Source organism: Erwinia sp. (genome assembly GCF_031978025.1).
Taxonomy (GTDB): domain Bacteria; phylum Pseudomonadota; class Gammaproteobacteria; order Enterobacterales; family Enterobacteriaceae; genus Erwinia.
Window position 1 is genome coordinate 1 of sequence record NZ_DALZCD010000156.1, and the last position, 9,964, is coordinate 9,964.

Annotated in this window: 10 protein-coding genes; 9 read left to right on the plus strand and 1 reads right to left on the minus strand. The window is 54.2% G+C overall.

Features of this window, described 5'->3' with window-relative positions; translation table 11 throughout:
• From RTK32_RS13310 to glmS, 3 genes are all read left to right on the plus strand, one after another.
• A partial coding sequence (locus tag RTK32_RS13310; RefSeq protein ID WP_312044690.1) for a hypothetical protein occupies window positions 1-288 on the plus strand: 288 nt, incomplete at its 5' end.
• A gap of 48 nt (window positions 289-336) precedes the next feature.
• Entirely contained in the window at window positions 337-1,707 is a 1,371-nt protein-coding gene (glmU, locus tag RTK32_RS13315) for a bifunctional UDP-N-acetylglucosamine diphosphorylase/glucosamine-1-phosphate N-acetyltransferase GlmU (protein ID WP_312044692.1), read from the plus strand.
• A 162-nt stretch (window positions 1,708-1,869) separates the two neighbouring features.
• Window positions 1,870-3,702: a glutamine--fructose-6-phosphate transaminase (isomerizing) gene (gene glmS / locus RTK32_RS13320; RefSeq protein ID WP_312044694.1), complete on the plus strand. Its 1,833-nt coding sequence runs from the start codon at window positions 1,870-1,872 to the stop codon at window positions 3,700-3,702.
• A gap of 36 nt (window positions 3,703-3,738) precedes the next feature.
• On the opposite strand, the gene RTK32_RS13325 is transcribed toward glmS, so the two are convergent.
• On the minus strand, window positions 3,739-4,164 hold the full coding sequence (locus RTK32_RS13325) for a hypothetical protein (RefSeq protein ID WP_312044696.1): 426 nt from the start codon (window positions 4,162-4,164) through the stop codon (window positions 3,739-3,741).
• Window positions 4,165-4,608: 444 nt separating this feature from the next.
• On the opposite strand from RTK32_RS13325, the gene pstS reads away from it, so the two are divergent.
• The 6 genes from pstS to RTK32_RS13355 form a co-directional block, all read left to right on the plus strand.
• Window positions 4,609-5,649, plus strand: coding sequence for a phosphate ABC transporter substrate-binding protein PstS (gene pstS, locus RTK32_RS13330; protein ID WP_312044698.1), 1,041 nt, complete (start codon window positions 4,609-4,611; stop codon window positions 5,647-5,649).
• Between the two features lie 62 nt (window positions 5,650-5,711).
• Window positions 5,712-6,674 carry a phosphate ABC transporter permease PstC gene (gene pstC / locus RTK32_RS13335; protein WP_312044700.1) on the plus strand — a complete coding sequence of 321 codons (963 nt, stop codon included), beginning with the start codon at window positions 5,712-5,714 and terminating at the stop codon, window positions 6,672-6,674.
• Window positions 6,671-7,558, plus strand: a complete 888-nt coding sequence (gene pstA, locus RTK32_RS13340) for a phosphate ABC transporter permease PstA (protein WP_312044701.1) — start codon at window positions 6,671-6,673, stop codon at window positions 7,556-7,558. Before pstC ends, pstA begins: the two co-directional genes overlap by 4 nt.
• A gap of 42 nt (window positions 7,559-7,600) precedes the next feature.
• Complete coding sequence (gene pstB, locus RTK32_RS13345; RefSeq protein WP_312044703.1) at window positions 7,601-8,371, plus strand: phosphate ABC transporter ATP-binding protein PstB; 771 nt, start codon at window positions 7,601-7,603, stop codon at window positions 8,369-8,371.
• 17 nt (window positions 8,372-8,388) lie between these two features.
• Window positions 8,389-9,120: a phosphate signaling complex protein PhoU gene (gene phoU, locus RTK32_RS13350; RefSeq protein WP_312044705.1), complete on the plus strand. Its 732-nt coding sequence runs from the start codon at window positions 8,389-8,391 to the stop codon at window positions 9,118-9,120.
• A gap of 137 nt (window positions 9,121-9,257) precedes the next feature.
• Window positions 9,258-9,964 (plus strand): MFS transporter (locus tag RTK32_RS13355; RefSeq protein ID WP_312044707.1); only part of this gene is annotated, 707 nt, incomplete at its 3' end.

Below are 9,964 nucleotides of genomic sequence, written 5' to 3' on the forward strand. Positions count from 1 at the left end.
TACAGCAAAAATTTTCTGAGTGGTTTAAAAAAAGAGCGCTCTGATATTTCCCTCCCATCCAGAGAAAACATTACAACGGCAAGGAATGTGTGTGCTTTGATGATATTATGCCAGCGCAGAGGGAAGCGTCACTGTAGCATCAGTGCCCTTGCCTCTGTTGAGGGAAGCGTCACTGTAGCGTCAGTGCCCTTGCTTCTGTCGAGGGAAGCGTCAGGAACCTTGCCTCTGTTCGCGAAGGTAAAAGTATTTTTTAACGGTAAAAGAAGTAGTATTTCTGCCGCAAAATAGGTTTACTTTTGCCGTGAAAGCAGACCTTAAACATCAAGCAGGCTATCTATGTCAAACAGTGCGCTGAGCGTGGTCATCCTTGCCGCAGGCAAGGGAACCCGTATGTACTCCGATCTCCCCAAGGTTCTTCATCTTTTGGCCGGTAAACCAATGGTACAACACGTCATTGACGCCGCGCACGGCGTGGGCGCTGATAAAGTCCATCTGGTATACGGACACGGTGGCGAGCGTTTACAGTCGACCCTGAAGGATCCCGCGCTGAACTGGATATTGCAGGCCGAGCAGTTGGGTACCGGTCACGCTATGCAGCAGGCCGCGCCTTATTTTGCCGATGACGAAGATATCCTGATGCTGTACGGCGACGTGCCATTAATCTCCACAGAAACGCTAAAGCGCCTTCGCCAGGCTAAACCGCAGGGCGGCATCGCGCTGTTAACGGTCATTCTTGATAATCCCACCGGCTATGGCCGCATCCTTCGCGAACAGGGCCAGGTCGTGGGCATTGTGGAACAGAAAGACGCCACGCCGGAACAGCAGGAAATTCGTGAAATAAACACCGGTATCCTGCTGGCCAACGGCAGCGACTTAAAGCGCTGGCTGAGCAAGCTGACCAATGACAACGCTCAGGGCGAATATTACATCACGGATATCATCGCAATGGCGCATCAGGAAGGCCGCATCACAGAAACGGTGCAGCCTGCGCGCAGCTCAGAAACCGACGGCGTCAATAACCGGCTGCAGCTGGCGACGCTGGAGCGTGTTTATCAGGCTCAGCAGGCGGAAAAACTGCTGCTGGCGGGGGTCATGCTGAAAGATCCGGCGCGTTTCGATCTTCGGGGTGAGCTTAAGCACGGTCGCGATGTTGAAATAGACACCAATGTGATTATTAAAGGTAACGTGCAGCTTGGCGACCGCGTTAAAATCGGCAGCGGCTGCGTGCTGAAAAACTGCGTGATTGGTGACGACTGCGAAATCAGCCCGTACAGCGTATTGGAAAATGCCGAACTGGCGGCAGACTGCACGGTCGGCCCGTTTGCGCGGCTGCGTCCCGGCAGCTCGCTTGCTGCTGGCGCGCATGTCGGTAACTTTGTCGAAATGAAAAAGGCGACGCTGGGCAAAGGTTCTAAAGCCGGCCATCTTAGCTACCTTGGCGATGCAGAGATTGGCGCTAACGTGAATATCGGAGCAGGGACTATCACCTGCAATTATGATGGCGCGAATAAATCACTGACGGTAATCGGCGATGACGTCTTTGTAGGCTCGGACACGCAGCTGGTGGCGCCGGTCTCGGTTGCTGCCGGGACAACTATTGCCGCCGGTACCACGGTAATGAAAGATATCGCCGCGCCGGGTCTGGCCTACAATCGTAAAGAGCAAAATCTCAAAACCGACTGGCAACGTCCGGCGAAGAAAAAATAATTTTACGGGCGGCAAAGATCGCCCGATAGCAGTAAGGGATGCCAGCCATCCCCCATAAAAATAATCCCCACTCTCTACAAGGCTCGGGGAACCGGAACATACCGGAACAAACAGGCAGAAGACAAAGTTAATGGCAAAAGCCATAACGTCAGGAAAACTACTATGTGTGGAATTGTTGGTGCAGTAGCGCAGCGTGATATCGCAGAAATTCTGTTAGAGGGATTACGTCGCCTGGAATATCGCGGTTATGACTCCGCAGGGCTGGCCGTTGTCACTGCCGAAGGACAGACCACTCGCCTTCGTCGTGTAGGCAAGGTGCAAAAACTGGCTGAAGCGGCGGAAACCACGCCTCTCGCTGGCGGTACCGGTATTGCGCACACGCGTTGGGCCACCCACGGCGAGCCGTCGGAAGCCAATGCGCATCCTCATATCTCAGAACATATCGTTGTTGTGCATAACGGCATTATCGAAAACTACGAACCGCTGCGTGCGCAGCTGCAAGCGCTGGGCTATCGCTTTGCCTCCGAAACGGATACGGAAGTGGTCGCGCATCTGGTGCATTGGGAGCAGAAACAGAAAGGCGGCTCGTTGCGCGAAGTGGTACAGCGCGTCATCCCGCAGCTACGCGGTGCATACGGTATGGTCATTATGGATAGCCGCGATCCGGCCGTGCTGGTCGCTGCCCGTTCCGGTAGCCCATTAGTGATTGGTCGGGGCGTAGGTGAAAACTTTATCGCTTCCGATCAGCTGGCGCTGCTGCCAGTAACGCGTCGCTTTATTTATCTGGAAGAAGGTGATATCGCAGAAATCAGCCGTCGTGACGTGGTGATTTTCGATCGGTTGGGCGAACGCGTACAGCGCAGCGAAATCGAATCTAACGTGCAGTATGACGCGGGCGACAAAGGGCCGTATCGTCACTATATGCAGAAAGAGATTTACGAACAGCCGATGGCGATCAAAAACACCCTGGCTGGGCGTTTCAGTCACGGCGAGATCGATCTTTCCGAGCTGGGTCCTGACGCTAACGCGCTGCTGGCGCAGGTTGAACATATTCAGATCGTGGCCTGCGGCACCTCGTACAACTCCGGCATGGTCTCCCGCTACTGGTTTGAAGCGCTGGCTAACGTACCTTGTGACGTAGAGATCGCCTCTGAATTCCGCTATCGCAAATCGGCGGTGCGTAAAAACAGCCTGATGATTACGCTGTCGCAGTCCGGTGAAACGGCCGATACGCTGGCAGCGCTGCGTCTGTCGAAAGAGCTGGGCTATCTTGGCTCGCTGGCCATCTGCAACGTGGGCGGCTCTTCGCTGGTGCGCGAGTCCGATCTGGCGCTGATGACCAAAGCCGGTACGGAGATCGGCGTGGCCTCCACTAAAGCTTTCACCACGCAGCTGACCGTGCTGCTGATGCTGGTGGCGAAGATTGGCCGCCTGAAAGGAATGGATGCGCAGGTTGAGCACGATATCGTGCAGGGGTTGCAGGCGCTGCCGAGCCGTATCGAACAGATGCTGTCTCAGGACAAGCAGATTGAAGCGCTGGCAGAAGAGTTCTCCGATAAGCAACACGCGCTGTTCCTGGGGCGTGGCGATCAGTATCCCATCGCAATGGAGGGGGCGCTGAAGCTGAAAGAGATTTCTTATATCCACGCCGAAGCCTATGCGGCGGGTGAGCTGAAGCACGGGCCGCTGGCGCTGATCGACGCCGATATGCCGGTGATTGTTGTCGCGCCAAACAATGAACTGCTGGAAAAACTGAAGTCGAACATTGAGGAGGTCCGTGCACGGGGTGGCCTGCTGTATGTGTTCGCTGACAGGGATGCGGGTTTTGCGGCCAGCGAAGGCATGCGTATTATCCCGCTGCCGCATGTGGAAGAGATGATTGCGCCAATCTTCTATACCGTACCGCTACAGCTGCTCTCCTACCACGTCGCGCTGATTAAAGGCACCGACGTTGACCAGCCACGTAATCTGGCGAAATCGGTTACGGTAGAGTAACCGACTAACGCGCCGATCTTCTGAAAGGTCGGCGCGTTATTTAATTTTATTTTTAACCTCATCCAGCGTCCTTTTCAGATCGCTGATTTGATCCTTAAGACTTTGCACCGTTTGTTGGGATTCACGGTTTGCCCGGTCTTTTTCCTCTACGCTTTTTTTCAGCTCCTGAAACTGTTTATCCATTGTCGTTGTTTCTTCCTGCCGCTCAAGCTTTTCAAGTCTGTCCTGCTGCTGCTCCACCTTCTTCTGCAACGCCTGATTAGTGGCAATCAGCTCGCTCATGTCCCTGATTCGAACAAAGGAAGGGTAAAAAGCCCCATCGTGATCGGCATAGGCGATCAGCCTGTCGTTGTCTGATGTAAAAGTAGGATCCGAGAAGGGCGGCTGTTCTCCTGCCTGAGCCAGCCCGACAGTAGCGGCCAGCAGCAGGCTACCGATGGTTATTTTTGCTGTGTGTTTCATAATAATTGCCCTTAATAGTGTCTTTCATTCCATAAAAAGCGAGGCAAAAAAAACTGCCTTCCATCGCGTCTTCGGGTTTAATAATAAATGACTCAGGCGATGGAAATTTGGATAAAAAATGAATTTTCTGCAGAGAAAAGGCAGGGCAATAACGCTTCTACAGTGATAAGCGATGGCGATTCAGGTCTCTCGCGATAAAGTTTCCGGACAGGCCATATATCTGCGCTGCGTGCGTTATTAGCGCCATGAAGCCGCAACGGACTAAGCTTAATAACATAAAAAAGAGCCCATCTTTTCCAGGGTCCCCGTATAAAAGATACCCGTCACAAAACTGTCATATAGCGGACATTTTACTGTCATCAAACTGTCCTATTTTGCCTCCAGCAGCAATCATTATTCATACTAAAACAGTATAAAGACTGACTTTAATCCCCTGGAGGGAATATGACACTGATGCAAAAAAACCTGGCTCGTTGTGTGGCCGTCACGCTGTCGCTGAGCGCGGTTTCCGCTTTTGCCGCCGACAACCTGACGGGCGCGGGCGGGACTTTCCCGGCACCGGTCTATAACAAATGGGCAGCCGAGTATAACAAAGCAACAGGCGCGCAGATTAACTACCAGGGCATTGGTTCCTCCGGCGGTGTGAAACAGATCATCGCTAAGACTGTCGATTTCGGTGCGTCCGATGCGCCAATGAAAGAAGAAGATCTGCAGAAAAATGGTCTGTTCCAGTTTCCTACCGTGATCGGCGGCGTCGTGCTGGCAGTAAACATTCCTGGCGTGAAATCGGGTGAACTGACGCTGGATGGCAAAACCGTAGGTGATATCTATCTCGGCAACGTAAAAAAATGGAACGACCCGGCCATTACTAAACTGAACCCGGGCGTCAAACTGCCAGATGCCAATATCAACGTAGTGCGTCGCGCTGACGGCTCCGGCACCTCTTTTGTGTTCACCAGCTATCTGGCGAAAGTAAACAGCGACTGGAACAGTAAAATTGGTAAAGGCAATACCGTTAACTGGCCGGCCGGCCTGGGCGGTAAAGGTAACGACGGCGTAGCCGCCTTCGTACAGCGTCTGCCTGGCTCTATTGGCTATGTGGAATACGCTTACGCCAAACAAAACAATCTGGCCTATACCAAATTGCTGGATGCCGACGGCAAAGCGGTTGCCCCAAGCGAACAAAGCTTCAGCGACGCGGCGAAAGGCGCGGACTGGAGCAAGTCTTTCGCGCAGGACCTGACTTACCAGAAAGGCGATAACGCCTGGCCTATTACCTCCACCACCTTCATTTTGATGCAAAAAAACCAGGCTGATGCCGCAAAGGGTGCCGCCGTACTGAAGTTCTTTGACTGGGCTTATAAAAACGGTAACAAGGTCACCACCAGCCTGGACTATGCCGCCCTGCCAGACTCCGTCGTAGAGCAGATCCGCGCCGCATGGAAAACGACTATTAAAGACAGCTCGGGCAAAGCGCTGTACTAAGCGCAAAGCAGCCAGTCTTGGGCGGCCACGTGCCGCCCAAGACGTTGACTATCGGGAATTTTATGGCTACATCCAGGCCGACATTCAAAGCCCCCGGCAAGCGGGGTGACCTCATTTTTGGTGCACTGGTTAAGCTGGCCGCGCTAATCGTGCTGCTGTTGCTCGGCGGCATTATTGTCTCGCTGATTGTCTCCTCGTGGCCCAGCCTCCAGAAATTTGGCTTCTCCTTTTTGTGGACCAAAACCTGGGACGCCCCCAACGAACAGTTTGGGGCGCTGGTACCGATTTACGGGACGCTTGTAACTTCCGTTATCGCGCTGGTCATTGCCGTGCCGGTAAGCTTCGGTATTGCCCTGTTTCTCACCGAGCTGGCGCCAAACTGGCTACGCCGTCCCCTGGGCGTGGCAATCGAGCTGCTGGCCGCTATCCCCAGCATCGTTTACGGCATGTGGGGCCTGTTTATCTTTGCGCCCCTGTTTGCTACGTATTTCCAGACGCCGCTGGGCGAACTGATGGCCAATGTGCCCATTATCGGTGCGCTGTTCTCCGGCCCGGCTTTCGGTATCGGTATCCTGGCTGCCGGTATTATTCTGGCGATCATGATCATTCCCTATATCGCTTCGGTCATGCGTGACGTTTTCGAACAGACGCCGGTCATGATGAAGGAGTCTGCTTACGGCATCGGCTGCACCACCTGGGAAGTCATCTGGCGCATCGTGCTGCCGTTTACCAAAAACGGCGTTATCGGCGGCGTCATGCTGGGGCTTGGGCGCGCACTGGGCGAAACCATGGCGGTAACCTTTATTATTGGTAATACCTACCAGCTGGACAGTGCCTCACTGTTTATGCCGGGTAACAGCATTACCTCTGCGCTGGCGAATGAATTTGCCGAAGCAGAATCAGGTGTGCATACCGCCGCGCTGATGGAGCTGGGACTGATCCTGTTTGTGATTACCTTTATCGTGCTGGCCTGTTCAAAGCTAATGATTATTCGCCTGGCGAAAAGTGAAGGAGCGCGCTCATGAGCATGATGGCCATGCAGTCTCGCGCGGAACTGGAAGCCTCACGCCGTAAAATGCAGGCGTGGCGGCGGATGAAAAACCGTATTGCGCTGACGCTCTCTTTGCTGACGATGGCGTTTGGCCTGTTCTGGCTGATTTGGATCCTGTGGGCAACGATCACGCGCGGCGTGGACGGCATGACGCTGTCGCTGTTTACGGAAAACACGCCGCCGCCTAACACGGCAGGCGGTGGCCTGGCTAATGCCATTTTGGGCAGCGGCCTGCTGATTTTCTGGTCGACGATTGTCGGCACACCTTTGGGCATCCTTGCCGGTATTTATCTGGCGGAATACGGCCGTAAAGGCTGGCTGGCAGAAACAATCCGCTTTATTAACGATATCCTGCTTTCCGCGCCTTCTATCGTGGTTGGCCTGTTTGTCTACACGCTGGTGGTTGCACGGATGCAGCACTTTTCCGGACTTGCGGGTGCGGTAGCGCTGGCGCTGTTGCAGATCCCCGTTGTTATCCGCACCACGGAAAACATGCTAAAGCTGGTGCCGGACAGCCTGCGCGAAGCGGCATACGCGCTGGGCACGCCTAAATGGAAAATGATCTCGGCCATTACGCTGAAAGCTTCGGTATCCGGCATTCTGACCGGCATCCTGCTGGCCGTGGCCCGCATCGCTGGCGAAACGGCACCGCTGCTGTTTACTTCACTCTCCAATCAGTTCTGGAGTACCGATATGCTGCAGCCGCTGGCTAACCTGCCGGTCACGATCTTTAAATTCGCCATGAGTCCGTTTGCTGAATGGCAAAGCCTGGCCTGGGCAGGCGTGCTGCTGATTACCGTCTGCGTGCTGATTTTAAATATTCTGGCGCGCGTGATTTTTGCCAAAAGCAAACATTGATCCAACGCGTGGCTGCGGCGGCGTGCATAAGAGAGAAAAAGAATGGCTGACAACATTTCCGGGAATATGATTCAGGTTCGTGATTTGAATTTCTATTATGGCCAGTTTCATGCGCTAAAGAACATCAATCTGAATATTGCTAAAAACCAGGTAACCGCTTTTATCGGCCCCTCGGGCTGTGGTAAATCAACCTTGCTGCGCACGTTCAACAAGATGTTTTCGCTCTACCCGGAGCAGCGTGCAGAAGGCGAGATCCTGCTGGACGGCGAAAATATTCTGACCGCCAGTCAGGATATCGCCCTGCTTCGTGCGCGCGTAGGCATGGTGTTTCAGAAACCGACGCCGTTCCCGATGTCGATTTACGATAACATCGCTTTTGGCGTGCGCTTATTTGAAAAACTTTCCCGTACCGAAATGGATGAGCGCGTACAATGGGCGCTGACCAAAGCGGCTCTGTGGACGGAAACCAAAGATAAACTGCAGCAGAGCGGCTACAGCCTTTCTGGTGGTCAGCAGCAGCGTCTTTGTATCGCTCGCGGCATCGCTATCCGTCCAGAAGTACTGCTGTTGGATGAGCCATGTTCCGCCCTGGATCCGATTTCTACCGGTCGTATCGAAGAGCTGATCACCGAGCTGAAACAGGATTATACCGTGGTGATCGTCACGCATAACATGCAGCAGGCCGCGCGCTGTTCCGACCATACGGCCTTTATGTATCTGGGCGAGCTGATCGAGTTCAGCGATACGGATACGCTGTTTACCAAACCGCACCAAAAACAAACCGAAGACTATATCACTGGCCGCTATGGTTAAGTTGACTGGAGAAGTGCATGGATAATCTCAACCTGAATAAACATATCTCCGGGCAGTTCAACGCCGAGCTGGAGCACATTCGTACCCAGGTGATGACGATGGGCGGCATGGTGGAAAAGCAGCTGACGGATGCTATTGTCGCCATGCACAACCAGGACGCCGAGCTGGCGCAGCGCGTGATCGATGGCGACCAGAAGGTCAACATGATGGAAGTATCGATTGACGAAGCGTGCGTGCGCATTATTGCCAAGCGTCAGCCTACCGCCAGCGATCTGCGTCTGGTGATGGCGATCATCAAAACCATTTCCGAACTGGAACGCATTGGCGACGTAGCGGAAAAAATCAGCCGCACCGCGCTGGAAAAGTTTGGGCAGCAGCATCAGTCGCTGTTGGTAAGCCTGGAATCGCTGGGCTACCACACTATTCAGATGTTGCACGACGTGCTGGATGCCTTTGCGCGTATGGATCTGAACGCAGCCATTGAAATTTATCGGGAAGATAAAAAGGTCGATCAGGAATATGAGGGCATCGTACGTCAGCTGATGACCTATATGATGGAAGATCCGCGCACTATTCCCAGCGTGCTGACCGCGCTATTTTGCGCACGCGCTATCGAGCGTATCGGTGACCGTTGCCAGAATATTTGCGAAATCATCTTCTATTTCGTGAAAGGGCAGGATTTCCGTCACGTGGGTGGCGACAAGCTGGACGAACTGCTGACCGGCGAAAGCGACGACAAGCCGGCCTGAACCCCCCGTTTGCCCGCGCAGCCAGCCTGACGCTATCAGTTGGTCTGGCCGCGCTCATAATTTATACTTGCCGCACTTAACACCGGCAAGGCACTCCCGTGACTCAACCTAAAAAAGGCGTAACGCCAGGCAAAGCAATGCTGGCTGCGATTAGCGGCTATGCAATGGACGGCTTCGATCTACTGATCCTCGGATTTATGCTCCCTGCCATCAGCCTCTCTCTGGCGCTCAATCCCTCTCAGGCCGGCTCCCTGGTCACCTGGACGCTGATTGGGGCGGTAATTGGCGGCATTGTGTTCGGTCACCTTAGCGACAGGCTGGGCCGCATTCGCGTGCTGACCTTTACCATTCTGATGTTTTCCGTGTTTACCGGCCTCTGCGCGTTTGCACAGGGCTATTGGGATCTGCTGGCGTACCGCACGCTGGCCGGCGTGGGGCTGGGGGGCGAATTTGGCATCGGCATGGCGCTGATTGCTGAAGCCTGGCCCGCCAGCAAGCGTAACCGTGCCTCCGCCTGGGTTGGCATCGGCTGGCAGCTGGGGGTGCTGCTGGCGGCTTTTATCACGCCGCTGCTGCTGGGCTATATCGGCTGGCGCGGTATGTTTCTGGTCGGGCTGCTGCCTGCAGCTGCATCGTTTTTTATCCGCCGTGGGCTGGGCGAACCGGAAGGCTTTACGCGCCACGTAGATGTACACCAGGGATTATCCTTCGCCGCCAGGCTGAAGCTGCTGTTTAAAGACGCCGCAACGGCCAAAGCCAGCCTGGGCATTTTTATCCTTTGTTCAGTGCAAAACTTTGGTTATTACGGCCTGATGATCTGGATGCCCGCTTACCTTTCCAGCCG

What these genes read in the sequence shown, in the direction of transcription:
- glmU (WP_312044692.1), top strand. Translation starts at nt 337, where the DNA reads ATGTCAAACAGTGCGCTGAGCGTGGTCATCCTTGCCGCAGGCAAGGGA.
- pstC (WP_312044700.1), top strand. Translation starts at nt 5,712, where the DNA reads ATGGCTACATCCAGGCCGACATTCAAAGCCCCCGGCAAGCGGGGTGAC.
- RTK32_RS13325 (WP_312044696.1), bottom strand. Translation starts at nt 4,164, where the DNA reads ATGAAACACACAGCAAAAATAACCATCGGTAGCCTGCTGCTGGCCGCT.
- pstA (WP_312044701.1), top strand. Translation starts at nt 6,671, where the DNA reads ATGAGCATGATGGCCATGCAGTCTCGCGCGGAACTGGAAGCCTCACGC.
- phoU (WP_312044705.1), top strand. Translation starts at nt 8,389, where the DNA reads ATGGATAATCTCAACCTGAATAAACATATCTCCGGGCAGTTCAACGCC.
- glmS (WP_312044694.1), top strand. Translation starts at nt 1,870, where the DNA reads ATGTGTGGAATTGTTGGTGCAGTAGCGCAGCGTGATATCGCAGAAATT.
- pstS (WP_312044698.1), top strand. Translation starts at nt 4,609, where the DNA reads ATGACACTGATGCAAAAAAACCTGGCTCGTTGTGTGGCCGTCACGCTG.
- pstB (WP_312044703.1), top strand. Translation starts at nt 7,601, where the DNA reads ATGGCTGACAACATTTCCGGGAATATGATTCAGGTTCGTGATTTGAAT.